Source organism: Pseudomonas sp. 2822-15 (assembly GCF_002742515.1).
Taxonomy (GTDB): domain Bacteria; phylum Pseudomonadota; class Gammaproteobacteria; order Pseudomonadales; family Pseudomonadaceae; genus Aquipseudomonas; species Aquipseudomonas salomonii.
Window position 1 is genome coordinate 117,403 of sequence record NZ_LJRY01000170.1, and the last position, 26,913, is coordinate 144,315.

27 protein-coding genes are annotated in these 26,913 nt (G+C 59.3%); 19 read left to right on the forward strand and 8 right to left on the reverse strand.

Annotated elements, in window-relative coordinates; translation table 11 throughout:
- Nucleotides 1-63 precede the first annotated feature (63 nt).
- From AOA59_RS06495 to AOA59_RS06520, 6 genes are all read left to right on the forward strand, one after another.
- Nucleotides 64-1,350: an ABC transporter substrate-binding protein gene (locus tag AOA59_RS06495; RefSeq protein WP_099486491.1), complete on the forward strand. Its 1,287-nt coding sequence runs from the start codon at nt 64-66 to the stop codon at nt 1,348-1,350.
- Between the two features lie 92 nt (nt 1,351-1,442).
- Nucleotides 1,443-2,351, forward strand: coding sequence for a carbohydrate ABC transporter permease (locus AOA59_RS06500; RefSeq protein WP_017139183.1), 909 nt, complete (start codon nt 1,443-1,445; stop codon nt 2,349-2,351).
- Nucleotides 2,344-3,189 (forward strand): carbohydrate ABC transporter permease, encoded by an 846-nt coding sequence (locus AOA59_RS06505; protein ID WP_058421424.1) that lies wholly within the window; start codon nt 2,344-2,346, stop codon nt 3,187-3,189. Before AOA59_RS06500 ends, AOA59_RS06505 begins: the two co-directional genes overlap by 8 nt.
- Before the next feature lie 2 nt (nt 3,190-3,191).
- On the forward strand, nt 3,192-4,352 hold the full coding sequence (locus AOA59_RS06510) for an ABC transporter ATP-binding protein (RefSeq protein WP_099486493.1): 1,161 nt from the start codon (nt 3,192-3,194) through the stop codon (nt 4,350-4,352).
- Nucleotides 4,353-4,436: 84 nt separating this feature from the next.
- Nucleotides 4,437-5,783 (forward strand): carbohydrate porin, encoded by a 1,347-nt coding sequence (locus AOA59_RS06515; protein ID WP_065930480.1) that lies wholly within the window; start codon nt 4,437-4,439, stop codon nt 5,781-5,783.
- Nucleotides 5,784-6,003: 220 nt separating this feature from the next.
- Entirely contained in the window at nt 6,004-6,849 is an 846-nt protein-coding gene (locus tag AOA59_RS06520) for a D-hexose-6-phosphate mutarotase (RefSeq protein ID WP_099486495.1), read from the forward strand.
- 131 nt (nt 6,850-6,980) lie between these two features.
- Here the strand turns inward: AOA59_RS06520 and AOA59_RS06525 are convergent, their stop codons facing one another.
- Nucleotides 6,981-7,841 carry a MurR/RpiR family transcriptional regulator gene (locus AOA59_RS06525; protein WP_169985276.1) on the reverse strand — a complete coding sequence of 287 codons (861 nt, stop codon included), beginning with the start codon at nt 7,839-7,841 and terminating at the stop codon, nt 6,981-6,983.
- Between the two features lie 219 nt (nt 7,842-8,060).
- Between AOA59_RS06525 and zwf the strand changes: the two genes are divergently transcribed.
- Genes zwf through AOA59_RS06540 form a run of 3 tightly spaced genes read left to right on the forward strand, consistent with a single transcriptional unit; the run spans nt 8,061 to nt 10,910 of the window.
- Nucleotides 8,061-9,527, forward strand: coding sequence for a glucose-6-phosphate dehydrogenase (gene zwf, locus AOA59_RS06530; RefSeq protein WP_065930482.1), 1,467 nt, complete (start codon nt 8,061-8,063; stop codon nt 9,525-9,527).
- On the forward strand, nt 9,514-10,227 hold the full coding sequence (gene pgl / locus AOA59_RS06535) for a 6-phosphogluconolactonase (protein WP_065930483.1): 714 nt from the start codon (nt 9,514-9,516) through the stop codon (nt 10,225-10,227). Before zwf ends, pgl begins: the two co-directional genes overlap by 14 nt.
- A gap of 17 nt (nt 10,228-10,244) precedes the next feature.
- Complete coding sequence (locus AOA59_RS06540; RefSeq protein WP_065930484.1) at nt 10,245-10,910, forward strand: bifunctional 4-hydroxy-2-oxoglutarate aldolase/2-dehydro-3-deoxy-phosphogluconate aldolase; 666 nt, start codon at nt 10,245-10,247, stop codon at nt 10,908-10,910.
- Nucleotides 10,911-11,114: 204 nt separating this feature from the next.
- Here AOA59_RS06540 and AOA59_RS06545 read toward each other — a convergent pair whose 3' ends face one another.
- Nucleotides 11,115-12,290 (reverse strand): aminotransferase class V-fold PLP-dependent enzyme, encoded by a 1,176-nt coding sequence (locus AOA59_RS06545; protein ID WP_099486497.1) that lies wholly within the window; start codon nt 12,288-12,290, stop codon nt 11,115-11,117.
- Between the two features lie 12 nt (nt 12,291-12,302).
- The gene (locus AOA59_RS06550) at nt 12,303-12,539 is read right to left on the reverse strand and encodes a DUF3820 family protein (protein WP_057704239.1); all 237 of its coding nucleotides are present in this window, start codon (nt 12,537-12,539) and stop codon (nt 12,303-12,305) included.
- 203 nt (nt 12,540-12,742) lie between these two features.
- Between AOA59_RS06550 and AOA59_RS06555 the strand changes: the two genes are divergently transcribed.
- Nucleotides 12,743-13,210, forward strand: coding sequence for a PA2169 family four-helix-bundle protein (locus AOA59_RS06555; protein ID WP_099486498.1), 468 nt, complete (start codon nt 12,743-12,745; stop codon nt 13,208-13,210).
- Nucleotides 13,211-13,375: 165 nt separating this feature from the next.
- Here the strand turns inward: AOA59_RS06555 and AOA59_RS06560 are convergent, their stop codons facing one another.
- Together AOA59_RS06560 and AOA59_RS06565 are read right to left on the reverse strand one after the other, a co-directional pair.
- Nucleotides 13,376-13,846, reverse strand: a complete 471-nt coding sequence (locus AOA59_RS06560) for a MaoC family dehydratase (protein ID WP_065929617.1) — start codon at nt 13,844-13,846, stop codon at nt 13,376-13,378.
- Between the two features lie 58 nt (nt 13,847-13,904).
- Nucleotides 13,905-14,849, reverse strand: a complete 945-nt coding sequence (locus tag AOA59_RS06565) for an alpha/beta hydrolase (protein WP_099486500.1) — start codon at nt 14,847-14,849, stop codon at nt 13,905-13,907.
- Nucleotides 14,850-15,059: 210 nt separating this feature from the next.
- Between AOA59_RS06565 and fadD2 the strand changes: the two genes are divergently transcribed.
- Together fadD2 and fadD1 are read left to right on the forward strand one after the other, a co-directional pair.
- Entirely contained in the window at nt 15,060-16,748 is a 1,689-nt protein-coding gene (gene fadD2 / locus AOA59_RS06570; RefSeq protein ID WP_065929615.1) for a long-chain-fatty-acid--CoA ligase FadD2, read from the forward strand.
- Nucleotides 16,749-17,131: 383 nt separating this feature from the next.
- Nucleotides 17,132-18,823, forward strand: coding sequence for a long-chain-fatty-acid--CoA ligase FadD1 (fadD1, locus tag AOA59_RS06575; protein WP_058421430.1), 1,692 nt, complete (start codon nt 17,132-17,134; stop codon nt 18,821-18,823).
- Nucleotides 18,824-18,988: 165 nt separating this feature from the next.
- Here the strand turns inward: fadD1 and AOA59_RS06580 are convergent, their stop codons facing one another.
- The gene (locus AOA59_RS06580; RefSeq protein ID WP_017139196.1) at nt 18,989-19,366 is read right to left on the reverse strand and encodes a hypothetical protein; all 378 of its coding nucleotides are present in this window, start codon (nt 19,364-19,366) and stop codon (nt 18,989-18,991) included.
- 200 nt (nt 19,367-19,566) lie between these two features.
- Here AOA59_RS06580 and AOA59_RS06585 point away from each other — a divergent pair, with 200 nt between their 5' ends.
- From AOA59_RS06585 to def, 3 genes are all read left to right on the forward strand, one after another.
- A complete protein-coding gene (locus AOA59_RS06585; RefSeq protein ID WP_003213044.1) occupies nt 19,567-19,752 on the forward strand; it encodes a CsbD family protein in 186 nt (61 codons plus the stop codon).
- 179 nt (nt 19,753-19,931) lie between these two features.
- Nucleotides 19,932-20,882 carry a YihY/virulence factor BrkB family protein gene (locus AOA59_RS06590; protein WP_065929614.1) on the forward strand — a complete coding sequence of 317 codons (951 nt, stop codon included), beginning with the start codon at nt 19,932-19,934 and terminating at the stop codon, nt 20,880-20,882.
- Nucleotides 20,883-20,885: 3 nt separating this feature from the next.
- Nucleotides 20,886-21,425 (forward strand): peptide deformylase, encoded by a 540-nt coding sequence (def, locus tag AOA59_RS06595; RefSeq protein WP_099486502.1) that lies wholly within the window; start codon nt 20,886-20,888, stop codon nt 21,423-21,425.
- 166 nt (nt 21,426-21,591) lie between these two features.
- Here the strand turns inward: def and AOA59_RS06605 are convergent, their stop codons facing one another.
- Nucleotides 21,592-22,410 (reverse strand): class I SAM-dependent methyltransferase, encoded by an 819-nt coding sequence (locus tag AOA59_RS06605; protein ID WP_099486506.1) that lies wholly within the window; start codon nt 22,408-22,410, stop codon nt 21,592-21,594.
- Nucleotides 22,411-22,469: 59 nt separating this feature from the next.
- The gene (locus AOA59_RS06610; RefSeq protein WP_099486508.1) at nt 22,470-22,907 is read right to left on the reverse strand and encodes a GNAT family N-acetyltransferase; all 438 of its coding nucleotides are present in this window, start codon (nt 22,905-22,907) and stop codon (nt 22,470-22,472) included.
- Nucleotides 22,908-23,208: 301 nt separating this feature from the next.
- Between AOA59_RS06610 and AOA59_RS06615 the strand changes: the two genes are divergently transcribed.
- From AOA59_RS06615 to AOA59_RS06630, 4 genes are all read left to right on the forward strand, one after another.
- Nucleotides 23,209-24,138, forward strand: a complete 930-nt coding sequence (locus AOA59_RS06615; RefSeq protein ID WP_099486510.1) for a fatty acid desaturase — start codon at nt 23,209-23,211, stop codon at nt 24,136-24,138.
- Between the two features lie 9 nt (nt 24,139-24,147).
- Nucleotides 24,148-24,939, forward strand: a complete 792-nt coding sequence (locus AOA59_RS06620) for a phosphate/phosphite/phosphonate ABC transporter substrate-binding protein (protein ID WP_099486511.1) — start codon at nt 24,148-24,150, stop codon at nt 24,937-24,939.
- 219 nt (nt 24,940-25,158) lie between these two features.
- Entirely contained in the window at nt 25,159-25,704 is a 546-nt protein-coding gene (locus AOA59_RS06625) for a sigma-70 family RNA polymerase sigma factor (protein WP_065929609.1), read from the forward strand.
- 69 nt (nt 25,705-25,773) lie between these two features.
- A complete protein-coding gene (locus tag AOA59_RS06630; protein WP_099486513.1) occupies nt 25,774-26,787 on the forward strand; it encodes an ABC transporter substrate-binding protein in 1,014 nt (337 codons plus the stop codon).
- Nucleotides 26,788-26,913 lie beyond the last annotated feature (126 nt).

Consider the following 26,913-nt stretch of genomic DNA (forward strand, 5'->3'; position numbering starts at 1 on the left):
GTTTAAACTCCGTGCAGCGCAAGCTCTAGACTTGCATGCATAACAACAAGAAAAGGTATTCAGATGAACGCGATTAATCGCCTCGCCGTTGCTATTTCCATTGCCTCGTTGTTTCCCCTCAGTGCATTTGCCGCCGAATCGAAAGGGACGGTTGAAGTTGTGCATTGGTGGACCTCAGGCGGTGAAAAAGCAGCAGTGGACGTACTGAAGGCTCAAGTTGAGAAAGATGGCTTCGTCTGGAAAGACGGTGCCGTCGCCGGTGGCGGTGGCGCCACTGCAATGACTGTGCTGAAAAGCCGCGCAGTCGCGGGTAACCCGCCCGGCGTTGCCCAGATCAAAGGCCCGGACATCCAGGAATGGGCGTCTACTGGCTTGCTCGACACCGACGTGCTCAAAGACGTCGCCAAAGAAGAAAAGTGGGACTCGCTGCTCGACAAAAAAGTCTCCGATACCGTGAAGTACGAAGGTAACTACGTTGCCGTACCGGTCAACATTCACCGCGTTAACTGGCTGTGGATCAACCCGGAAGTCTTCAAGAAAGCCGGTATCACCAAAAAACCGACCACCCTCGAAGAATTCTACGCAGCCGGCGACAAGCTAAAAGCCGCAGGCTTCATCCCGCTCGCCCACGGTGGCCAGCCTTGGCAGGACAGTACCGTATTCGAAGCGGTCGTACTGTCGGTGATGGGGGCTGATGGCTACAAGAAAGCCCTGGTTGACCTGGATAACGACGCGCTGACCGGCCCGCAAATGGTCAAGGCCCTGACTGAGCTGAAAAAGGTCGCGACCTATATGGACGTCGACGGCAAAGGCCAGGACTGGAACCTGGAAGCCGGCAAAGTCATCAACGGCAAGGCCGGCATGCAGATCATGGGTGACTGGGCCAAGTCCGAGTGGACTGCCGCCAAGAAAGTCGCCGGCAAAGACTACGAGTGCGTAGCTTTCCCGGGCACCGACAAAGCCTTTACCTACAACATCGACTCCCTGGCGGTGTTCAAGGTTAAAGACAAAGGCACCCAGGAAGGTCAGAAGGACATCGCCAAAGTCGTGTTGGGTGAAAACTTCCAGAAAGTCTTCAGCATCAACAAAGGCTCGATCCCGGTTCGTACCGACATGCTCAATGAAATGGACAAGCTCGGTTTCGACTCCTGCGCTCAGACCGCTGCCAAAGACTTCCTGGCGGACGCCAAATCCGGTGGCCTGCAGCCAAGTATGGCCCACAACATGGCCACTACCCTGGCGGTACAAGGCGCGTTCTTTGATGTCGTGACCAACTACATCAACGACCCGAAAGCCGACCCGGCCGACACCGCCAAGAAACTCGGCGCTGCGATCAAGTCTGCCAAGTAACGGTTAGCACGGCTGGTCCTTGTGAGGGGAAACCCCCTGACCCCTCACAAGGCTTGCTTCTGTAGTCTTTTTTCCCTGTACTGGATTTTCCCATGAGTTCTGTTGCTGTGTTCAGCAAGGCCTCGCCGTTCGATGCGCTGCAGCGCTGGCTACCTAAACTGGTGCTGGCACCGAGCATGTTCATCGTACTGGTGGGCTTCTACGGCTACATCCTGTGGACATTCGTGCTGTCGTTCACCACGTCCACGTTCCTGCCCAGCTACAAATGGGCCGGTCTTGCGCAATACGCGCGGTTGTTCGACAACGACCGTTGGTGGGTGGCGAGCAAGAACCTGGCGCTGTTCGGCGGGATGTTTATCGGCATCACTTTGGTGATCGGTGTGACGCTGGCGATTTTCCTCGACCAGAAGATCCGCCGCGAAGGTTTTATCCGCACCATTTACCTGTACCCGATGGCGCTCTCGATGATCGTGACCGGTACGGCGTGGAAATGGCTGCTCAACCCGGGCATGGGCCTGGACAAACTTCTGCGTGATTGGGGCTGGGAAGGCTTCCGTCTCGACTGGCTGATCGACCCCGACCGCGTGGTCTACTGCCTGGTGATTGCCGCTGTGTGGCAAGCCTCGGGCTTCATCATGGCGATGTTCCTGGCCGGCCTGCGTGGCGTTGATCAGTCGATCGTGCGCGCCGCCCAGATCGACGGTGCCAGCCTGCCGCGTATCTACTGGAGCGTGGTGCTGCCAAGCCTGCGCCCGGTGTTCTTTAGCGCGGTGATGATCCTCGCGCACATCGCGATCAAGAGCTTCGACCTGGTAGCGGCCATGACCGCCGGCGGCCCGGGCTACTCGTCCGATTTGCCGGCAATGTTCATGTACTCGTTCACCTTCAGCCGTGGCCAGATGGGAATGGGCTCGGCCAGTGCAATCCTGATGCTCGGCGCGATCCTCGCGATCATCGTGCCTTACCTGTATTCCGAGCTGAGGACCAAGCGCAATGACTAGTCTCGCCTCCAAACCTGCCATCAGCCTGAGTCGCATCGCGATCTACGCGGTGCTGATCCTCGCCGTGCTGCTGTACCTGGTGCCGCTGGTGGTGATGCTGCTGACCAGCTTCAAAACCCCGGAAGACATCAGCACCGGCAACCTGCTGAGCTGGCCGACCGTGGTCACCGGCATCGGCTGGGTCAAGGCCTGGGCCACGGTTGACGGTTACTTCTGGAACTCGATCAAGATCACCGTTCCGGCGGTACTGATCTCCACCGCCATCGGCGCGTTGAACGGCTATGTGCTGTCGTTCTGGCGCTTCAAAGGCTCGCAGCTGTTCTTCGGCCTGCTGTTGTTCGGCTGCTTCCTGCCGTTCCAGACCGTGCTGCTGCCGGCATCGTTCACCCTCGGCAAGATGGGCCTGGCCAGTACCACCACGGGCCTGGTGTTTGTGCACGTGGTCTACGGGTTGGCGTTTACTACACTGTTTTTCCGTAACTACTACGTGAGCATTCCTGACGCGCTGATCAAGGCGGCACGGCTGGACGGTGCAGGTTTCTTCACCATCTTCCGTCAGATCATTCTGCCGATGTCGACGCCGATCATCATGGTCTGCCTGATCTGGCAGTTCACTCAGATCTGGAACGACTTCCTGTTTGGTGTGGTGTTCTCCAGCGGCGACTCGCAGCCCATTACGGTGGCGCTGAACAACCTGGTCAACACCAGCACCGGGGCCAAGGAATATAACGTGGATATGGCGGCGGCGATGATCGCCGGGCTGCCGACCCTGCTGGTCTATGTGATCGCAGGCAAGTATTTCGTGCGCGGCCTCACGGCCGGCGCGGTCAAGGGGTAATCATGGCTACGCTTGAACTTCGCAATGTAAACAAGACCTATGGCGCCGGCCTGCCCGACACCTTGAAGAACATCGAACTGTCGATCAAAGAGGGCGAGTTCCTGATTCTGGTCGGCCCTTCGGGTTGCGGTAAATCGACCTTGATGAACTGCATTGCCGGCCTTGAGACCATCACCGGCGGCGCCATCATGATCGGCGACCAGGACGTGAGCGGCATGAGCCCCAAGGACCGTGACATCGCCATGGTGTTCCAGTCCTACGCGCTGTACCCGACCATGAGCGTGCGCGAGAACATCGAGTTCGGCCTCAAGATCCGCAAGATGCCCCAGGCCGATATCGACGCTGAAGTAGCGCGGGTGGCCAAGCTGCTGCAGATCGAGCACCTGCTTAATCGCAAGCCGGGCCAGCTTTCCGGTGGCCAGCAACAGCGTGTGGCCATGGGCCGCGCCCTGGCACGGCGGCCGAAGATCTACCTGTTCGACGAACCGCTGTCCAACCTCGACGCCAAACTGCGCGTCGAGATGCGCACCGAAATGAAACTGATGCACCAGCGCCTGAAAACCACCACGGTGTACGTCACCCACGACCAGATCGAAGCGATGACCCTGGGCGACAAAGTGGCGGTCATGAAGGACGGCATCATTCAGCAGTTCGGCACGCCCAAAGACATCTACACCAACCCGGCCAACCAGTTCGTGGCGAGCTTTATCGGCTCGCCGCCGATGAACTTCGTGCCACTGCGCCTGCAGCGCAAGGACGGGCGCCTGGTGGCGCTGCTCGACAGTGGCCAGGCGCGTTGCGAGTTGGCACTTAACGTCAGCGATGCCGGCCTGGAAGACCGCGACGTGATCCTGGGCCTGCGCCCGGAGCAGATCATGTTGGCGAACGGCGAGGGCGACAGTGCTTCGAGCATTCGTGCCGAAGTCCAGGTTACCGAGCCAACCGGCCCGGACACCCTGGTATTCGTGCAGCTCAACGACACCAAAGTCTGCTGCCGCCTGGCGCCCGACGTGGCACCGCAGGTGGGCGAGACGCTGACCCTGCAATTTGACCCGTCCAAGGTCTTGCTGTTCGACGCCAAAACCGGCGAACGCCTGGGCACTGCTGCCTCATTGCCTGCACACGGGCATGCCGACAATGTGGCCCAATTCAAAGGCCGCTGAAGCAGATAAGTTATTGTTTTAGATAAAAATGTAACCCGCGTTAGATAAAAACAGTTTAATAACAATAAAGACGAGGATGTAGGGATGAAAAAGCAACACAACAACACTCGGCTGATCTGCCAACTGTCAGCAGCAGCAGCCCTGGTATTGTCCGCCAATGCGATGGCGGCCGATGCATTCAGCGCCGATTCCAAGTGGATGACCGGCGATTGGGGTGGCGAGCGTACCAAGCTGATCGAGCAAGGTATCGACATCAAGGCTGACTACGTAGGGGAAGTCGGTGGCAACCTGCACGGTGGCTACAACAACGACAAAACTGCTCGTTACGCTGACCAGTTTGGTCTGGGCGTAGCGCTGGATCTGCAAAAGCTGTGGGGCTGGGATAACACCCAGGCCAAGATCCAGTTGACCAATCGTAATGGTGCGAACATCTCCAATGACCGTATTGGTGACCCGCGTGCCGGCACCTTGAGTTCGTCTCAAGAAGTCGATGGCCGTGGCCACATGGTGCGTCTGACCCAGTTCTGGATCCAGCACCAGATGTTCGACAACAAGTTGGACGTGAAACTCGGTTACTTCGGCGAAGGCGAAGACTTCAACACCTTCCCGTGCGATTTCCAGAACCTGTCGTTCTGCGGCTCGCAAGTCGGTAACTACGTCAACACCTGGTACAACTGGCCGGTCAGCCAGGCGGCGATCCGCGTGAAGTACAACATCACGCCTGAGCTGTATGCGCAAATCGGTGCATACAACCAGAACCCGTCGCAGCTGGAACACGGCAACGGCTTCAAACTCAGCGGCAGCGGCACCAAGGGCACCGTATTGCCGGTGGAATTGGTTTGGTCGCCGAAGGTCAATGGCCTGCCAGGCGAATACCGTGTGGGTTACTACAAGAGCACCGCCGACGCTACCGACGTACGTGAAGACGTCAACGGTAACGATGCTGGCACCACCGGCGCAGCCTTCCGGGTTCGCAGCAGCAAAAGCGGTTACTGGGGCGTTCTGCAACAGCAACTCACCACTCACAATGGCGATGCTTCGCGCGGCTTGAACATCGCGGCCAACGTGACCTTCCACGACAAAGACACCAACCTGGTCGACAACTACCAGTCGTTGATGCTTGTGTATAAAGGGCCATTTGACGCACGTGCCAAAGATGACGTGGGTATCGGTGTTTCGCGTATCCATGCCAACAGCGACGTGAAGAAAACCGCTGAACTGCTCAATGCTTCAGGCGGTTTTACCGATTACGACCAGGCGGGTTTCGCCCCGCTGCGTAACACCGAGTACAACGTCGAACTCAACTACGGTTTCCACGTCACCAACTGGCTGACCGTACGCCCGAACCTGCAATACGTCAAAAACCCGGGCGGTGTAAAAGAAGTCGACAACGCGCTGGTAGCGGGCCTGAAAATTCAGTCTACGTTCTAACGCTGTTGCGATAAGCTCCTTCTCTCTGTGCGCATTTTGCGGGTAGCCATGGCTACCCGCTTTTTTTGGGCAGCACTGCACAACCTTTGTGGGAGCTGGCTTGCCTGCGATCGCAGCGCCTCGGTCGTTCAGACAAACCGAGTCGCCCGCATCGCAGGCAAGCCAGCTCCCACAAGGGGAACCAAGGTTTGAGCGACATTGAATTCCAGGACCGTGGCACATGCATGAGCATCCGCTGCAACGCTTTTTCAAATCCCTGCGTGAACAACCGGTGTTCGCCTGGGAGCGCTTTCAGATGCGCGACGTGTTGGTGATCGACCATCCGCTGTGCCAGGCGGTGTTCAGTCGCCAGGGCGCGCAGTTGCTGCACTTTCAGCCCACCGGCCAGAAACCCTGGCTGTGGTGCGCGGCCAAGTGGCCCCAGGTCGGCGCCATCCGTGGCGGCGTGCCGGTGTGCTGGCCGTGGTATGGGCGCCATCCGAGCGAGAACGCGTGGCCGTCCCATGGCTGGGCGCGGCTGATCGACTGGAAACTGCTCGACAGCAGCACCGAAGACGACGGCGTGCGCCTGCACTGGCAATTGCAGCTGTGCGACTGGCAGGTCGATCTGCACGCGCACCTGGGCGAAACCCTTGAGTTGCGCCTGAGCACCGAGCACCAGGACGAGTTGCCATGCCAGTTGAGCCATGCGTTGCACGCTTACTGGCGTATTGGTCACGTCGACGAGATAGCGCTGTCTGGGCTCGATGGCGCGCAAGGTTATGACCAGCTCAGTCGCCAGGTTTGCCAGCAGGAAGGCGAGCTGCGGGTAGACGGCGGCTGCCAGCGGGTGTTCCAGCATGAGGGTGAATTGCAGCTCAAGGACCACGCCTGGCAACGCGAGCTGTGCATCGACACCGGCGACAGTGCTGACACGGTGGTGTGGCATCCAGGCAGCCGGCCGTTGTTGGGCGTGAGCTTTAACGAGGCGTCGGGGTTTGTGTGTGTGGAGTCGGCGATGGCGGCAGCCAGTCTGGCGCCGGGGGAGCGGGCGCATTTGAGCTTGCAGGCGCGGGCCGGGGTTTAGTGGTGGAGCTTATGGCGCTATCGCAGGCAAGCCAGCTCCCACAGGGGAAATGCATTCCAAATGGGCAGCTCGGCTCACTGTGGGCGCTGGCGTGCCTGCGATAGGGTCGGTACTGCTAGTGGAGATTGCTGCTAGTTAAACTCATCCCCCACCGGATACCGGCTGTCATTCAAGCTCTCTTTGATCTTGCGCAGATGCGGCTGGAAATCCACCCCGCGACGCAAGGTCATGCCGGTGGCCAGCACGTCCAGCACCGTTAGCTGAATGATCCGCGACGTCATCGGCATGTAGATGTCGGTGTCTTCCGGCAGCGGGATGTTCAGGCTCACGGTACTGGCCTTGGCCAACGGCGAATTCTCGGCAGTTACGCCCAGCACCGACGCGCCGTTTTCCCGGGCGATACGCGCCACTTCCACCAGCTCGCGGGTGCGCCCGGTGTAGGAAATGATCACGAACAGCTCGCCCGTATGCGCCACAGACGCGATCATGCGTTGCATCAGCACGTCGGCATGGGCAGTGACGGCCAGGTTGAAGCGGAAGAACTTGTGCAGCGCATCCATGGCCACCGGTGCCGAAGCGCCGAGGCCGAAAAAATGGATCTGCCGCGCCTGGATCAACAAATCCACGGCCTTGCTGATCAGTGCCGGGTCGAGGGCCTGGCACGCACTGTCCAGGGAGGCAATGGCGCTGCCAAAGATCTTCTGGGTGTAGGCCTCAGGGTTATCATCGGCTTCCACGGCGCGGCTGACATACGCCGCACCACTGGCCAAACTTTGCGCCAGCTGCAATTTAAGTTCAGGGTAACCGCTGACGCCGAACGAACGGCAGAAACGGTTGACCGTCGGTTCACTGACCGAGGCGGCTTGGGCGAGGGCGGCGATCGAGAAGCGGGTTGCCTGCTGTGGGTTTTGCAGGATGACCTCGGCGACTTTTTTCTCGGCCTTGTTCAATTCTTCGAGGCGGTTCCGGATCTGTTCCAGAAGATTTCGCACGCGGTCCATTCAGTCTTTCCTTCGGGCGACGATGCAAATAAAGGGCGGTAACCAATCGACGAGTGGCCCTTTGCGGTGGCCTATCCTACTGAGGGTAGCTGAACACCACCACTCGGAATGCGTATTTCGGGAAAATGTTGTGGTTATTACTACATTTTTCCTTGAGTGATGCCTTGAAAAAAGGTATTTGTAGCTTAACTTGATAAAAGAACAAACATCATGCCTTCGATAACCGTAGAACCCTGCACCTTTGCCCTGTTTGGCGCCTTGGGTGATCTGGCGCTGCGCAAGTTATTTCCTGCCCTCTACCAACTCGATGGCGCCGGGCTGCTGCACGACGATACGCGCATCCTGGGCCTGGCCCGCGAAGCCGGTTCCGAGCAGGAGCACCTGGCCCATATCGAAAAAGAACTGCGTAAATACGTCGGCAAGGAACTCGATGAGGCCGTGGCCGCGCGCTTCCTGGCGCGTCTGGCCTATGTGCACGTCGACTTCATGAACGCCGCCGATTATGTCGCCCTGGCCGAAAAGGTCGGGGCCGAACAACGCCTGATCGCCTATTTCGCCACCCCGGCGGCGGTGTATGGCGCGATCTGCGAGAACCTCGCCAGGGTCGGCCTGGCGGACAACACCCGCGTGGTGCTGGAAAAACCCATCGGCTCGGACCTGGAGTCCTCGCGCAAGGTCAACGACGCCGTGGCGCAGTTTTTCCCGGAAAACCGCACCTATCGCATCGACCACTACCTGGGCAAAGAGACCGTCCAGAACCTGATCGCGCTGCGTTTCGCCAACAGCCTGTTCGAAACCCAGTGGAACCAGCATTACATTTCCCACGTGGAAATCACCGTGGCCGAGCAGGTCGGTATCGAAGGCCGTTGGGGTTACTTCGACAAGGCCGGCCAACTGCGCGACATGATCCAGAATCACCTGCTCCAACTGCTGTGCCTGATCGCCATGGACCCACCGGCCGACCTGTCCGCCGACAGCATCCGTGACGAGAAGGTCAAGGTGCTCAAGGCGCTGGCGCCGATCAGCCCGGAAGGCCTGACGACCCAGGTAGTACGCGGCCAGTACATCGCCGGCTACAGCGCCGGCAAGCCGGTGCCGGGCTACCTGGAAGAAGAAAATTCCAACACCCAGAGCGACACCGAGACGTTTGTCGCCCTGCGTGCCGATATTCGCAACTGGCGTTGGGCCGGCGTGCCGTTTTACCTGCGCACCGGTAAACGCATGCCGCAAAAGCTGTCGCAGATCGTCATCCACTTCAAGGAACCGTCCCACTACATCTTCGCCCCCGAGCAGCGCCTGCAGATCAGCAACAAACTGATCATCCGCCTGCAGCCGGACGAAGGTATTTCCTTGCGTGTGATGACCAAAGAGCAAGGCCTGGACAAGGGCATGCAACTGCGCAGCGGCCCGCTGCAACTGAATTTTTCCGATACCTATCGCAGCGCGCGGATTCCCGATGCCTACGAGCGGTTGTTGCTGGAAGTAATGCGCGGCAATCAGAACCTGTTTGTTCGCAAAGATGAGATCGAAGCCGCGTGGAAGTGGTGTGACCAGTTGATCGCCGGGTGGAAAAAATCCGGTGATGCGCCCAAGCCGTATGCGGCGGGTTCCTGGGGGCCGATGAGCTCGATTGCACTGATCACGCGGGATGGGAGGTCGTGGTATGGCGATATCTGAATTGAAACTGCCTCAGGGCGTGACAGCCCATGAGTACCGCACGCCGGTGTTGCTGGCCGATGGCCTGGCCAATGACGTGGCCGAGCAACTGCGCGCGGCCATCAGTGCCCGTGGCGAAGCGACCCTGGTAGTGTCCGGTGGCCGCAGCCCCGTGGCGTTTTTTCAGAACCTGGCCAAACAAGGCCTGGACTGGTCCAAGGTCACCATCACCCTGGCCGACGAGCGCTGGGTACCGGTGGAACACGCCGACAGCAATGCCGGCCTGTTGAAAAAGTATTTGCTCCAGGGCCCGGCGGCCAAGGCCAGGTTCCTCAGCCTATACAACGTTGCCGCGAACCTTGAAGACGCCGCCGAACTGGCCGATCGCCAGTTGGCAGAGCTGCCTGCTATTGATGTGCTGGTGCTCGGCATGGGCGATGACGGCCACACCGCATCGCTGTTCCCCAACAGCCCCAACCTGGGCGAGGCGCTCAAGCCCGACGGCACGCGCCGTTGCTGGCCGATGCTGGCGCCGACCGTGCCGCACCAGCGCCTGACCATGAGTCGCGCGCTGCTGGCCACTGCCCATTACACCGTGCTGTCGATTTCCGGCAGTTCGAAATTGACCACCTTGAGCGCCGCGCTGGCCAGTGACGACGTTGCTGCCATGCCGATTCGCGCGTTTTTGCAACCTACTTTAGAGATTTACTGGTGCCCATGAGCCAAGGATCAGCCGCTATGAAAAGCCCTCAACCGACCGTGTCCATGGCGGACAAAGTTGCCCTGATCGACAGCCTCTGCGCCAGGGCGCGGATCCTGCCGGTGATCACCATCGCCCGCGAACAGGACATCCTGCCGCTGGCCGATGCCCTGGCAGCCGGCGGTTTGACCGCATTGGAAGTGACCCTGCGCTCCGAGTTCGGCCTCAAGGCCATTCAGGTACTGCGCGAGCAGCGCCCTGAACTGTGCACCGGTGCCGGCACCGTACTCGACCGCCATATGCTCGAAGCGGCCGAGGTGGCCGGTTCGCAATTTATCGTCACCCCCGGCATTACCCGCGACCTGCTGGAAGCCTCGGTGCACAGCCCGATCCCGCTGCTGCCGGGCATCAGCAATGCCTCCGGCATCATGGAAGGCTATGGCCTGGGTTATCGCCGCTTCAAGCTGTTCCCGGCTGAAGTCAGCGGCGGCGTGGCTGCAATCAAGGCCCTGGGCGGCCCGTTCGGCGAAGTCAAATTCTGCCCAACCGGCGGCGTTGGCCCGGCCAACATCAAAAACTACATGGCGTTGAAAAACGTGATGTGCGTGGGCGGTAGCTGGATGCTGGACCCTGAATGGGTCAAGAACGGCGACTGGGCCCGCATCCAGGAAGTCACCGCGCAGGCGCTGGCGCTGCTGGACTGAACTGATTTACCGAATCGTTGTTGCTGTGCTTAACGGCATTTTTGCGGTGCACTTGGTCGGTGTACCGCTTTTTTTTGCCTGCAAAAAACCTTGAGGTTCACAGAGGTCCAAATGTGGGAGCTGGCTTGCCTGCGATTGCGGTGGGTCAGGTTAGGATATTTCTACTGATGCACCGCTATCGCAGGCAAGCCAGCTCCCACAGTTTTAGTCCGTGCTTAACTCAGTTATTGCGTTAACCAGCACATCGATGTCCGCCGCCGAGGTCACGAGGCCAGGCGTCACCCGAATACAGGTTCCAAACGCCGCCCCCGTGCGCGTGGTGGTAAACAGGTCGTACTCCTTGAGCAATCGGTCCGCCATCTCGTGCTGATCCCGCCCAGTAAACTTGAACGCCGTAATCGCGCAATACAGCCGCGGATCATCCGGTGTCAGCACCTCAATTCCCGGCAACCCACGCACCTGGCTCACCCAGCGATCCCGCAGGTAATTGACCCGCGCGCCCTTGGCCGCCGAGCCGCCGAGGTTGCGATGTTCCTCCAGCACCAACGGCAAGGTCATCAACGCTGGAAAATTCGGCGTGCTGTAGGACGTGCGCGCACGCACGTCGCTGGCGGGGTAGTGAAACTCGCCCATGTCCGGGTCGATATCGGCCAGGCGCTCCGGGGCGATATACAGAAAGCCCAGGGTCAGCGGCGCACCGATCCATTTATGCAGGTTGAACCCGGCGAACTGAATGCCCAGCTCGGTGAGGTTGAATTCAATCTGGCCCAACGCATGGGCGCCATCCAGAATCACGTCCACGCCATGCTCACGCGCTGCCTTGGCAATCGCTTCGACAGGCATCACCAGGCCGGTGCGGTGGGTGACATGGGTCAGCGCCATCAGCTTCAGGCGCGGGTACTGCGCGAACGCATCGCGATAGGTCTGCACCAGGCTGTCGAAACCGGCCGGGTGGTCGTGGGCAAGTTCGACGACTTCCACGCCGCGAACACTGGCCAACCAGCGCATGGCGCCTTTGACCGTGTCGTACTCCAGATCACTGATCAGCACCTGATCGCCCGGCCGCAGGCCGTTGTAGTTACGGATCAGCGACTGTAATGCCTCGGTGGCGTTGCGGGTGAAGGCGATGGCGTCGGGGTCTGCATCGATCAGCCCGGCCAGTTGGCGACGGATCTCGACGTTCTCACCCTGCTCGAAGCGCTGACGCACATACAGCGAATTGCTGCGGTTGATAAACGCAACATGCTCCAGATACTGCGCCTGTACAGCACGGCTCATGCGCCCGAAGTAACCGTTTTCCAGGTTGATCGGGCCGGGCTCCAGCTCGTAGCGCTGGGCGAAGGCGTGCCAGCGACGTTCGTTGTCTGCATTCCTTGGCATAGCGTGCGCTCTTTAATGACGGGGGGCAGGTTTGCCGTGTTTTACGCGCAGCGGCTCCAGCAGTTCAGACAGGCCGTTGTGGTCGATTTCCTGCATCAAGGCCAGCAAACCGCCCAGCTCGCCGTGAGGAAAGCCTTCACGGGCGAACCAATTCAGGTAAGGGCCGGGCAGGTCGGCGATGATGCGTCCCTTGTACTTGCCGAAGGGCATTTGGCGGGTGATCAGCAATTCGAGTTTTTCGGGGTTCATGGGCTTCAAGGGTTGGCGTCTGTGCTTGGAAAATACAGGCATTCTGCATGAAGGCCAAATGACAGATCATGCAAATAACGTAGATACAGATGGTTCAATATTTCGTAACTGCATGAAATATATGAATAAATTAATTTTTCAAAACCTGGCACGGGCGCTGCAATCATTAAGACAACCTTCTAACCCGCACAAGGAATTGAAAAATGACTGACATCAATAAAGAATCGATCTCCGTACTCAACGACCTGATCGAGACCAGCAAAGACGGCCAAGAAGGCTTCAAAACCTGCGCTGAAGATATTAAGCACCCAGAATTGAAAGCGCTGTTCGCTAAGCGCTCTGCTGACTGCGCCACTGCCGCAGCCGAGCTGCAAACAGCCGTACGTGCCCTGGGTGGCGATCCGGAAGAATCCGGTTCGGTTGCCGGTGCTCTGCACCGTGGCTGGGTCGACGTGAAGTCGCTGGTCACCGGTAAAGATGAAGAGGCGGTGCTGAACGAAGCCGAGCGCGGTGAAGACCACGCCCTTAAGGCTTACAAGGACGCGATCGAGAAGATCAACAAGCACAACCTGCTGGGTATTCGTGACCTGGTTGAGCGTCAGTTCCACGGCGCACAACGTAACCACGACCAGGTGAAAGCCCTGCGTAACCAGGCTCGCGCTCAGTCGTAAGCACATTGCTGTAATTGCTTATGCTGTAACTGCCTATGCTGTAACTGAATGTGGGAGCTGGCTTGCCTGCGATAGCATCACCCCGGTGTAATTTATATACCGAGGTGTCTGTATCGCAGGCAAGTCAGCCCCCACATTTGCTTTGTATAGATTTTGAGATTTTTATCAGCCAATGCTGATCGGCGGCAACTCGGTCAATGTCACCACTTGCTGCTTGCGCGGCGCGAGAATTTCCGCCTCGCCGTCCACCACCAGCTCATCGCGCTGGTTGAATACGCGGGTGGCGATGCGCACGCGAAACTTGGGCATTTTCTCCAGAATCTCCAGGCGCACGGTCAAGGTGTCGCCGATTTTCACCGGCTTCTGGAAGCTCATCTGCTGGCCGATGTAGATAGTGCCCGGCCCAGGCAGCTCGCAGGCTACCGCTGCACTGATCAGTGCGCCGCTGAACATGCCGTGGGCGATACGCTCCTTGAACATGGTCGCCTTGGCGTACTCCGCATCCAGGTGCACCGGGTTGTGGTCGCCGGACATCGCCGCGAACAGCTGGATATCGCGCTCTTCAACGGTCTTGCTGTAGCTGGCGGTCTGGCCGACTTCGAGGGCTTCGTATGGGGTGTTGGTGACCTGGCTCATCTAAAGGTGCATCCTGTGGCTAATCGGTAATTTAATAAGCTGATTTTAAAGGAAAAAGTTATTCGCAGCGCGCTGGCCTGCGTAACGTCAGGGCCTGGTCGAGCCACTTCAGCAAATCCGCTGTCACTTCATCGCGGTTGGTTTCGTTGAACACTTCATGACGCGCCTGCGGGTAGATAGTCAATTGCAGGTTCTGGCAGCCGGCCTCACGCAGGGCGTGGGCCAGGCTTTTGAGACGTTTGCCTTCACTCACCGGATCACATTCGCCGCCGATTACCATAATGGGCAGGCCCGGATCGATCTGTGCGAGGTTGGACGCTTTGCTGATCTGCTGCAAGCCACCCAGTAAGTCGATCCACAACTGGTTGGTGCAGCGAAAGCCGCACAGCGGATCGTTGATGTACTTGTCCACCTCCAGCGGGTCGCGGCTGAGCCAGTCGAACGCGGTGCGGTTAGGCTTGAATGCCTTGTTGAATGAGCCGAACGACAAAAAGTCGATCAATGCACTGCGCCCGCGCAGGCCTTGGCGCGCGCGCTCCAGGCGGGCAATGACGCCGGCGGCGCGGTACAGCGCCACCGGCTGGAAATTCGAACCGCTGAGAATCGCCCCATCCAGGCTCGCACTGTGGTGCAACAGGTACGCCTGGGCGATATAGCTGCCCATGCTGTGGCCCAGCAAGATGATCGGCAGGCCCGGCTGCTGCTGGCCGATGTGCTGGTTGAGGCTGGCGAGGTCGCCCACCACTTTGTTCCAGCCATCCTTTTCGGCGTACAGCCCCAGCGTGCCTTCATCGGCAGTGCGGCCATGGCCGCGCTGGTCGAGTGCGTACAGCCCGTAGCCGGCTGCGCACAGGGCTTCGGCCAGGCGCGCATAGCGCCCGCTGTGTTCGGCCATGCCGTGGGACAGCATGATCATGGCCTTGGCGGGCCCGTCCGGCAGCCATTGATTGACGTACAGGCGGCTGCGGTCATTCGCGGTCAGCCAGAAGGTGCTGTGGTTCATAGCGCTTCCTTTGCTCAGGGTCGTTGCAGTGTATAGCTCATCTGGCCGGGTCCGGTGTATCTGCCTACACGTTAGGGGCAAGATTCATACAATAAATGACACAGTTGCGCGTATTTGCCTGTTTGGCCATAGCTGCTAACGTCCCCAAAGCTCCGCTTTTTATATCAATGAGAAAGCGGCCGGACACACTCAGGTACGAGGACAAGAATAATGCAACCTGATTTCTGGAATGACAAACGCGCGGCGGGCGTTCCCAATGACATCGACCTCACGACCTACAAATCGGTGATCGAAGTCTTTGAACGCTCCTGCAAAGCCTTTGCCGACCGTCCGGCGTTCAGCAACATGGGCATCACCCTGACCTACGCCGAGCTTGAGCGCCAAAGTGCCGCGTTCGCCGGCTACCTGCAAAACCACACCGACCTCAAGCCTGGCGAGCGCATCGCGGTACAGATGCCCAACGTGCTGCATTACCCAATTGCCGTGTTCGGTGCTTTGCGCGCCGGGTTGATCGTGGTCAATACCAACCCGCTGTACACCCCGCGTGAGATGCGCCACCAGTTCAAGGACGCCGGCGTGCGCGCGCTGGTCTACCTCAACCTGTTCGGCTCGCGGGTGCAGGACGTGTGCACCGACACCGAGCTCGACTACCTGATCGAAGCCAGGATGGGCGACTTCATGCCCGCCGCCAAAGGCTGGCTGGTCAATACCGTGGTCGACAAGGTCAAGAAAATGGTCCCGGCCTACCACCTGCCACGTGCGGTGTCGTTCAAGCGCGCCTTGCGCATGGGCGCGGGCCAGGCGGTGGTTCGCCACCCGGTGACCCTGGATGATATCGCCGTGCTGCAATACACCGGCGGCACCACCGGCCTGGCCAAGGGCGCGATGCTCACCCACGGCAACCTGGTGGCGAATATGCAGCAGGCGCGGGCGTGCATGTCCCAGGTCACCGACGATGGCCAGCCGCTGGTGAAGGAAGGGCAGGAGGTGATGATCGCGCCGCTGCCGCTGTACCACATCTATGCCTTCACCGCGAATTGCATGTGCATGATGGTGACCGGCAACCACAACGTGCTGATCACCAACCCGCGTGACATCGGCGGGTTTATCAAGGAGCTGAAAAAGTGGCGGTTCTCCTGCCTGCTCGGGCTGAACACGCTGTTCGTGGCACTGATGGATCACCCCGACTTCAAGACCCTGGATTTCTCCCATCTCAAGATCACCAACTCCGGTGGCACCGCGCTGGTCAAGGCCACCGCCGAGCGCTGGAAGGCACTCACCGGTTGCTCCATCGGCGAAGGCTACGGCCTCACCGAAACTTCGCCGGTGGCCAGCACCAACCCCTACGGCAACCAGTCGCGGCTGGGCACCGTGGGCATACCGGTGCCGGGCACGGCGATGAAAGTGATTGATGATGAAGGCCGCGAGCTGCCCTTGGGCGAGCGCGGCGAGCTGTGCATCAAAGGCCCGCAGGTGATGAAGGGTTACTGGCAGCAACCCGTGGCCACCGCCGAAACCCTGGACGCCGAAGGCTGGCTGAAAACCGGTGATATTGCGGTGATCGACACCGATGGTTTTGTCAGCATCGTCGATCGCAAGAAAGACCTGATCATCGTCTCGGGCTTCAATGTGTACCCCAACGAGATTGAAGACGTGGTGATGGCGCATCCAGCCGTGGCCAACTGCGCGGTAATCGGCGTACCGGACGAACGCACCGGCGAGGCGGTGAAACTGTTTGTAGTGGCGCGCGCCCAGGGCGTGAGCGTTGATGAATTAAAGGCGTACTGCAAAACCAACTTCACCGGGTACAAGGTGCCCAAGCACATTGTGTTGCGTGAGTCGCTGCCGATGACGCCGGTAGGCAAGATTTTGCGCAGGGAGCTGCGCGACATCGCCTGATGTGAAATGCAATAAAAAATGTGGGAGCTGGCTTGCCTGCGATAGCGATGTATCAGTCACCCGATTTATCGGCTGAATCACCGCTATCGCAGGCAAGCCAGCTCCCACATTGCTGTTTATCGCTCTGTAAGGCCCATTCCAGAGCGATTTCCTGGCTTATAGAATCTTTGCTCTAAAAATGACCATTAGATATTCTTGAGTCATGTTTATGACTGTAGGGCCTTCTTTTGGCTCTAGGCGGCCCTTGGCAAAGCTGCTACTCTCGGCGCGCTTTGTGACTTCTCGGCCTGCTTGAAAGCGCCAGACTCACCTAAAAAAACATACACCAATAATAATCGCATCAAATGCGATGATGAATTCGCGTCGCTGAGGAGTGGGCTTCCATGAACGAAGACTTTTGGAAGGATAAGTACCCCGCCGGGATTGCTGCAGACATCAATCCAGACGAGTATCAGAATATTCAGGCGGTACTGAAACAGTCCTGCCAGCGCTTCGCCGACAAACCGGCTTTCAGCAACCTGGGCAAGACCATCACCTACGGTGAACTGTACGAATTGTCCGGCGCGTTCGCCGCCTATCTGCAACAGCATACCGACTTGAAGCCGGGCGATCGAATCGCCGTGCAACTGCCCAATGTCCTGCAATACCCGGTGGCCGTGTTCGGTGCCATCCGTGCGGGGCTGATCGTGGTCAATACCAACCCGCTGTACACCGCGCGGGAAATGGAACACCAATTCAATGATTCCGGGGCCAAGGCCCTGGTTTGCCTGGCGAACATGGCGCACCTGGCTGAAAAAGTCGTGCCCAAGACCGCCGTCAAGCACGTGATCGTCACCGAAGTTGCTGACCTGTTATCGCCGTTCAAGCGGCTGCTGATCAACAGCGTCATCAAGTACGTGAAGAAAATGGTCCCGGCCTATCACCTGCCCAAGGCGATCAAGTTCAACGACGTGCTGGCCAAGGGGCACGGTCAACCGGTCAACGATGCCAGCCCCGCCAGCGGCGATGTGGCCGTGCTGCAATACACCGGTGGCACCACCGGCGTGGCCAAGGGCGCGATGCTCACCCACCGCAACCTCGTCGCCAACATGCTGCAGTGCAAGGCGCTGATGGGCTCCAACCTCAACGAAGGCTGCGAGATCCTGATCACGCCGCTGCCGCTGTACCACATCTATGCGTTCACCTTTCATTGCATGGCGATGATGCTCATCGGCAACCACAACATCCTGATCAGCAACCCGCGCGACCTGCCGGCGATGGTCAAGGAGCTGTCGAAGTGGAAGTTCAGCGGGTTTGTCGGCCTCAACACCTTGTTCGTGGCGCTGTGCAATAACGAGGCGTTCCGCAAGCTGGACTTCTCCGCGCTCAAAGTCACCTTGTCGGGCGGCATGGCCCTGCAACTGGCGGCGGCCGAGCGCTGGAAAGCTGTGACCGGTTGTGGCATCTGTGAAGGTTACGGCATGACCGAGACCAGCCCGGTGGCCACCGTCAACCCGATCCAGCATATCCAGATCGGCACCATCGGCATTCCGGTGCCTTCTACCCTGTGCAAAGTCATCGCCGACGACGGCACCGAATTGGCACTGGGCGAAACCGGCGAGCTGTGTGTGAAAGGCCCGCAGGTGATGAAGGGCTACTGGTTGCGCGACGACTCCACCGCCGAAATGCTCGACAGCGAAGGCTGGTTGAAGACCGGTGACATCGCGATCATCCAGCAAGACGGCTACATCCGCATTGTCGACCGCAAGAAAGACATGATTCTGGTCTCCGGTTTCAACGTCTACCCCAACGAGCTGGAAGACGTGCTGACAACCTTGCCGGGCGTGCTGCAATGTGCGGCCATCGGTGTGCCGGATGAAAAATCCGGTGAGCACATCAAGATCTTTATCGTGGTCAAGCCAGGCGCGACCCTGACCAAGGACCAAGTGATGGAACACATGCGCGCCAACGTCACCGGCTACAAAGTGCCCAGGGCCGTGGAATTCCGCGATGCATTGCCGACCACCAACGTGGGCAAGATCCTGCGCCGTGAGTTGCGTGATGAAGAGCTGAAGAAGCTCGGCCTTAAAAAGTAACCGATAAAAAACCCCGCTGATGCGGGGTTTTTTTTGGCATGAACTGGAATGCAGTCCAAATGTGGGAGCTGGCTTGCCTGCGATAGCGGTACACCCGTCACAGTAGTGCTAACTGACCCACCGCCATCGCAGGCAAGCCAGCTCCCATATGTTTTAATCGAGTTGTTACAGGGCAAACTGCGCAAAGCCCACGCCAGCACCGGCCGGGCGCACATCCTTCAAGAACGAATCCTTATCCGCGCTCAGCTCCAGGGTAATCTCCGGCTTGCGCTTGCCCGCATTACGCACCACCAGCCCTTCGATGTGTTCGCGCAGGAACGCCGTCGGCACCTTCAGGTGCAACAACTGGTCAGTTTCAGCGTTGTGCATCAACAAGTGAACCCACTCGTACTGGCCCACACCAATGCGCACCAGCGGCAGGTCGAACCACCAGATGTTGCGTTTGCTGTCCAGGTCGGTGAAGTGGCAGTTGTTGACGCCGAGTACGGCACCGCCCAGTTCCTGGTTTCTGCGGGCGATGGCCTGTGCTTTATTGAGTTTCATAACCTTCCTACGGGATCTGTTATTCAGCGTTATAGCCTGAATGTGCCGGGCATTCTCGTGGGTTGGCGGCAAAACATAAAGCCAAACCTGTTCGCTGCGATGAAATGCGCGCTGAAAAATAATTGAAACTCTGCCGAACGGCCGCCGGTCAATCTTTAGGTAATGACCAAAACCCTTGATTGTTCTTTCGGAGAAATACCATGAGCAGCACATCGGATAAGGCAAAAGGTTTGGCCAACGAAGCCGTTGGTAACATCAAGCAGGGCGTTGGCAAAGTGACTGGCAACGACAAACTGCGCGCAGAAGGCGTGGTTCAGGAAAAGAAAGGCGAAGTGCAGAAAGCCGTCGGCGACACCAAAGATGCGGTAAAAAAAGCCGTCAAGTAAGACTCAATCGCCGGCTGGATTCACGCAGCCCGACGGCCATCCACGGATGGCCGTTTTTGTGTGAAGCGTGCAACTAAAGTTTGGAAATTGTTTCAAAGTCGCCAAATGGGCTACTTTGATGTAGAAAACGGCCCCTGAGTCGCCCACGACCTCACCCTTTTGCGGCGAAAGGAGACGCTATGATTTTTCCGGTACTAGACGGCCTCAAGCTTCACAAAGTGCTGGTGCGCACCGTCAAGGAATTCGTCGATGACGAAATGCCCACCTACGCCTCGGCACTGGCCTACCAGATGCTGTTTTCGCTGTTTCCCTTTCTGCTGTTCCTGATTGCCCTGATCGGTTTCCTGCACTTGCCGGACTTTTTCACCTGGCTGCGCATGCAGTCGGAACTGGTGTTGCCGCCCCAGGCGCTGGAGCAGGTCAACCCGGTGATCGACCAGTTGCAGCAGTCCAAGGGCGGTTTGCTCTCGGTGGGTATCGTGATCGCGCTGTGGACCGCCTCGGCCGGTGTACGCCTGATGATGAGCGCAATGAACGCCGCCTACGACGTGGTCGAAGGCCGGCCGATCTGGAAGCGCTTCCCGCTGTCGATCTTCTACACCGTCGGCATTGCCGGCATGCTGCTGGCCGCCGCGGCGTTGATGGTGCTCGGGCCGCAGGTGATGGAATGGCTCGCCGGGCAGATCGGCATGCAGGAATTCGTGGTCACGCTGTGGACCATCCTGCGCTGGCCCTTGATCGTGATTCTGCTGATGTTCGCCGTGGCCCTGATGTACTACGTGATGCCCGATGTTGAGCAGAAATTCCGCTTTATCACCCCAGGCTCGGTACTGGCCGTGGTGGTGTGGATCATCGCCTCACTGGGCTTTGGTTATTACGTCAAAACCTTTGCTGACTACAACGCCATGTATGGCAGTATCGGTGCGATCATCGTCCTGCTCCTGTACTTCTATATTTCCGCCGCCGTGTTGTTGCTCGGCGCGGAGATGAATGCCGTGATCGAGCATATGTCGGCCGAAGGCAAGGACCCAGGGGAAAAGGAATTCGATGAAGACAGCCACGCAGGTGAGAAACAACACGTCTCAGGCCTCGGCCGGGACCACTCCAAGCCCACTACCGATGAAGTCTGATCGATGATCCGTGAAATCCTGAAAATGGGCGACGAACGCCTGCTGCGCATCGCGTCACCGGTTCCGCCGGAAATGTTCGACAGCCCTGAGCTGTGGCAATTGATTGATGACATGTTCCAGACCATGGAACACGTCGGCGGTGTCGGCCTGGCCGCCCCGCAGATTGGTGTGGACCTGCAGTTGGTGATCTTCGGTTTCGAGGCCAGCGAACGCTACCCGGACGCGCCGCCGGTGCCGCAGACCATCCTGATCAACCCGCTGATCACGCCGCTCAGCCCGGTACTGGAAGAAGGCTACGAAGGTTGCCTGTCGGTGCCCGGCCTGCGCGGTGCGGTGGATCGTTACCAGCAGATTCGCTACGAAGGTTTCGACCCCAAGGGCGAGCCGATCGTGCGCGTTGCCGACGGCTTCCATGCGCGGGTGGTGCAACATGAGTGCGATCACCTGATCGGCCGTCTGTACCCCTCGCGGATTACCGACTTCAGCAAGTTCGGGTTTATCGAAGTGATGTTCCCGGATATGGACCCAAACGCTGACGAGTAACCCTCAGGCACACTGAGATAAAAATGTGGGAGCTGGGCTTGGGTGGGAGCTGGCTTGCCTGCGATAGCATCGCCTCGGTGACACTGATAAACCGAGGTGCCTGCATCGCAGGCAAGCCAGCTCCCACACAAGCCCGCTCCCACATTTGGATTGCACTTCAACCGAACTATTTGACGGGTTTGATAAACCGCAACGTCATCCGATCCGACTCGCCGATCGCCAGATACCTGGCCTTATCCTGCTCCCCATACCGCAACGACGGCGGCAACGTCCACACGCCGCCCGGGTAGTCCTTGGTGTCCTTGGGGTTGGCATTCACCTCGCTTTGCCCGGCCAGCTTGAACCCGGCGTCCGTCGCCAGCTTCACCACTTGCGCCGTGGTCAGGTAGCCGCTGTCCTTGATCGCTTCCAGGTCCGCGCCGTCCTTGGCCCGGTGATCTTCCACGCCCAGCACACCGCCGGGTTTGAGCACGGTGTAAAACGCGCTGAAAGTCGCCGGTGCGGTGCCCGCGTCTACCCAGTTATGCACATTGCGAAAGGTCAGCACGGCGTCCACCGAAGCCGGTTTGCCGAACACCGGAGCTTTGGGGTTGAACTCGACGACTTCGGCCTTGGCATAGCGCGCAGGGTCGGCGGCGAATTTGTTTTTCAGGTTCTGTTCGGACGTCGCAGCATAAGCGCTAGTGCTGGCGGCTTGCACGGCGGCGATGTAATGCCCGTGGTCCTTGAGCAGCGGCGCGAGTATTTCGCTGAACCAACCGCCGCCCGGGGTGATTTCGATCACGCTCTGGTTGGCGCTCAGGCCAAAGAACTCCAGGGTTTGCTGCGGGTGGCGGTAACCGTCACGCGCGCTGTTGGCCGGGTCGCGCCAACTGCCGGCCAACACGCTGGCGTATTGCTCGGCGGTAATCGGCGCCTCTGCTGCCTGGCTTAAAGCCGGAGCGAGGAGGGCGGTAAGAGACAGCGCTGCAAGCGTGTTTTTCATGATCATCCTGTAAGGGGCCACTGTGCTGTCGAGGCTAGCACGGGCCTTGCACGGGGCGATCACACATTATCCGCAGTGGTCCTCACTAACGGTTCTAAGCCCATTGCGATCATTGGTTTGTTGCGTTTATAGCGCACCAGACGCTCACTCAGGGATTGAGGCAGGGTGGTTGCCTGGGTAAACCCCATGCGCTGATACAAGCCTTCCAGCTCCGGATGACACAGCAGCCACACCGTACCTTCCACATCGGCCACTGCCGCAGCGATCAACCGCGCCGCCAACCCGTGGCCGCGATAGGCCGGGTCGACAAACACGCCGGTCAACCATTGCCCGCCCACCACAGGCGTCAGGCACAGCCCGGCGACAATCTCGCCGTCGCGCGCCACCCACAAGCGCCCGCCCTTGAGCGCCTTCATCGACGAGTTATGGCTGCGGTAAAACTTGTTCAGCAGCGGCCACAGCGGCTCTGCCAGCAGTTGGAGGTGCAGTTCGGACATGGTGTTTGGGCAACGTAATCAAGGGCCGCCGATTATAAGCGCCTTCTGCCGGGCAATAGGTGGTATACCCAGTGTTACATCCCCTTCACGTGGAGCATGCATCATGGCCAAAGGTATGGATTCAAAGAAAGCCGCGAAGAAAAAGCCGGCAAAAACCGCCGATGAAAAACGCGCCGAGAAAAAAACCAAGAAGTCCGAAGCCGGCCTGTTCGGTCACTGAGTTACAAGCTTAGAACCAAACGATCTGCAAGATTTTTGCGCCTCACTGCACAGAGCAGGAAACACCTGCTCTGAGCTGCCGATGGCCAACTACCTTGATCTGAACCAACGCCGGGAAATCGAAGCCCTGGCACGCAGTTTTACCGCAATCACAGAGTGGCCGACCTGGCTGTTGCTGATCGGCGTGTACGCCGGCTGGTTTGCCGTGATGTTCGCCAGCCACTGGTTGGGCCTGTGGCTGAGCACGGTGTTGCTGATCCCGCTGGTGACCCTCTGGCTGTCGGTGCAACACGAATTGCTGCATGGCCATCCCACCCGTTCGCCCCTGATCAACAAACTGCTCGGCTACGCGCCTTTCGCCGTGTGGTATCCCTACACGCTGTACCGCGACAGCCATCTGCTGCACCACAACGACGAAGACCTGACTCTGCCGGGCATCGACCCGGAAAGCCGCTACCTCAATCGACACCAGTGGGATAACAGCTCGTTATTCAAACGTGGCGTGCATTGGCTGACCAAAACCCTACTCGGCCGTTTTCTGCTGGCATCGCCGCTGGCCATCGCCCGTTTGGCACGTCATCAACTCCAACGCCTGCCCCAGGTGTGGCCGATGTGGCTGGCCCACGGCGGGGGGACAATCCTGATGCTGAGCTTTATTGACCGTTACAGCGCCATCCCGGTGTGGCATTACCTGCTGCTGGTGACCGCGCCGGCCTTGTCCCTGGCGTCGATCCGTTCCTACTATGAACATCGCCCACACCTGCAGCCGGAACAGCGCACGGTGCTCAACGAAGCGTCCTGGCCGTGGACCTGGTTGTTCCTCAATAACAACCTGCACCTGGTGCACCACGACTTGCCCAAGTTGCCCTGGTATCTGTTGCCCACGGTCTACCGGGCGCGACGCGAACAATGGGTGGCGCGCAGCGGTGGTTTCCTGGTGCGCGGTTATGGCCAGTTGATCAGCCGCCACGGCCTCAAGGCCATCGACAGCCCAAGGCACCCATTTGCGTGAGAGACGACCATGAGTGACCACTACGCCGAGTTATTGATGTACGTCGCGCCCGCAGCGGTGCACCAGGCCAACCAAGCGTGGCTGACGCGCATTTTCGAGCGCCTGAACCTGAACCGCCGCAACGCTGACCACCTCGACCTAAAAGGCCTGTGGCTCGCACCCGAACTGCTGGTGACGCAAACCTGCGGCTACCCGTTGATGACCCAACTGCGCGGCAAAGTGCGCGTGATCGGCCGCCCGCGCTATGAGCTGGCCCACAGCCGGCAGGGCGAACATTGCAGCCTGCTGCTGACCCGCGACGACACCCCGCGCACGCAGCTCGCGGACTTTTACGACAGCCGCGGCGTGATCAACGGCCACGACTCCAACAGCGGCATGAACCTGCTGCGCGAACGCCTTGCACCGCTGCACCGCAAAGGCCGCTTCTTCGCCAGCGTCGGCATCAGCGGCGCCCACCGTGAAAGCCTGCGCTGGCTGCGCGAAGGCCGCGCCGACCTTGCCGCCATCGACAGCGTAACCTACGACTATTTCGCCCGTTTCGCAGAAGAAGAAGTAGCAGAGCTGCGCATCATCACCCACAGCGCGCCGAGCCCGACCTTGCCCTTCATCGGCGCGCTGCACTTGAACGATGAGCAAGCCGCGCACATTCGTGACGTGATGAATCAAGCGTTGCAGGATTTACCACATGTAGTCGAAACCCTCGGCATTCAGGCAGTCCTGCCCGCCAGCGATGACGACTACCAGGTGCTTCTGGGCTACCAGCAAACAGCCGCCGATGCCGGTTACCCGCACCTACGCTGATCGTTCCCACGCTCCGCGTGGGAATGCCTCCTGTGACGCTCCGCGTCATGCGTTCAGGAGCAGACGCAGAGCGTCCAGGGCTGCATTCCCACGCAGAGCGTGGGAACGATCGGTTATATAAAAATACCTTTTAAATATTATTAAAGAATAAGCAGCCTTGCTAGGATCGCTCCACCGGAACACCGGACATAACGCGCAACCCTCTCAGATGGAGCCACTATGTCCGGCGCCGACACTTCTCACCGCGATTACGTGGGCGGATTGTTCCGCAGTCATTACCACTGGCTGTGCAGCCGTTTGCACCGCCACCTTGATTCCCGCGCACACGCCGAAGACATCGCCGCCGACACCTTCGTGCACCTGCTGACTTCACCCGGCGTGCTGCCGATTCGTCAGCCGCGCGCGTTGCTCACCACCATCGCCCAGCGTTTGATGTACCAGCGGTGGCGTCGCCGTGACCTGGAACGCGCTTACCTCGATGCGCTGGACAACGACGAAACCTGCAACGCACCGTCGCCCGAAGACCTTGCGCACGTGCTCGAAGCCCTGCAGGCCATCGACCAACTGCTCGACGGCTTGCCCGCCAAGGTCAAGGCGACCTTTTTGCTCTCGCAACTCAATGGCCTGACCTATCCCGAAATCGCCGCCGAACTGGGCATTTCCCAACGCTCGGTCAGCGACTACATGGCCCGTGCGCTCAAGCGTTGCCTGCGCCAGCCGCCCGGCCAGCCATACAGCTACACGCGGCTCAGTTATGACTTTTAAACAACGTGAGTGGCACACCGATCCAGTGTGGGAGCTGGCTTGCCTGTGTTCCGGAAAATGAGGTTCTGCATGAAAACCATTAAACACCTGCTCGGTGGCTCGCTGCTGGCACTGGCTCTCCTGACACCGCCAGCCCAGGCCGCCGACAGCATCAAACCCATCCACTTCGGCGACATCACCTGGGAAAGCGGCAGCCTGATCACCGAAGTGCTGCGCCTGATCGTGGAAAAAGGCTACGGCCTGCCTACCGACACCTTGCCCGGCAGTACCGTGAGCCTGGAAGCCGCCCTGGCCAAGGACGACATCCAGGTGATCGGCGAAGAATGGGCCGGGCGCAGTCCGGCGTGGGTCAAGGCCGAGGCCGAAGGCAAAGTATTCGGCCTGGGCGACACGGTCAAAGGTGCCACCGAGGGCTGGTGGGTGCCCGAATACGTGATCAGGGGTGATGCCGAGCGCGGGATCAAAGCGCTGGCGCCGCAGCTCAAGTCGGTGGCCGACCTGGCGCGCTACAAAGACGTGTTCCGCGATCCGGAAGACCCGAGCAAAGGGCGCTTTCTCAACAGCCCCACCGGCTGGACCTCGGAAATCGTCAACAGCCAGAAGCTCAAGGCCTATGGCCTGACCGACACCTTCGTGAACTTTCGTACCGGCTCCGGCGCGGCGCTGGATGCTGAAGTGGCCTCCTCGATCCGTCGTGGCAAACCGGTGTTGTTCTACTACTGGTCGCCAACGCCACTGCTCGGCCGCTTCAAGCTGATCAAGCTCGACGAACCCCCGTTTAACCCCGACGCCTGGAAAACCCTGGCCGACGCCAACAACCCGCACCCCATTGGCACCCGCTCGATGCCTGCGCATTTGGCGATTGGCGTGTCGGCGCCGTTCAAGGCGCAATACCCACAGTTAGTCACCTTCTTTGAAAAAGTCGACCTGCCGATCGACCTGCTCAACGGCATCCTCGCGCAGATGAGCGAGAAACGTGAACAGCCGCGCCAGGTCGCGCTGGCGTTCCTCAAAGAGCAGCCGCACGTGTGGCAGCAATGGGTGCCTGCGGATGTCGCGGCCAAGGTCAACGCTGGCCTGTAGCTGATCGTTCCCACGCTCCGCGTGGGAATGCATCCCGTGACGCTCTGCGTCACGATTTTAGAGCGGGACGCGGAGCGTCCCCGGCGGCATACCCACGCAGAGCGTGGGAACGATCGAGGTGGTAGA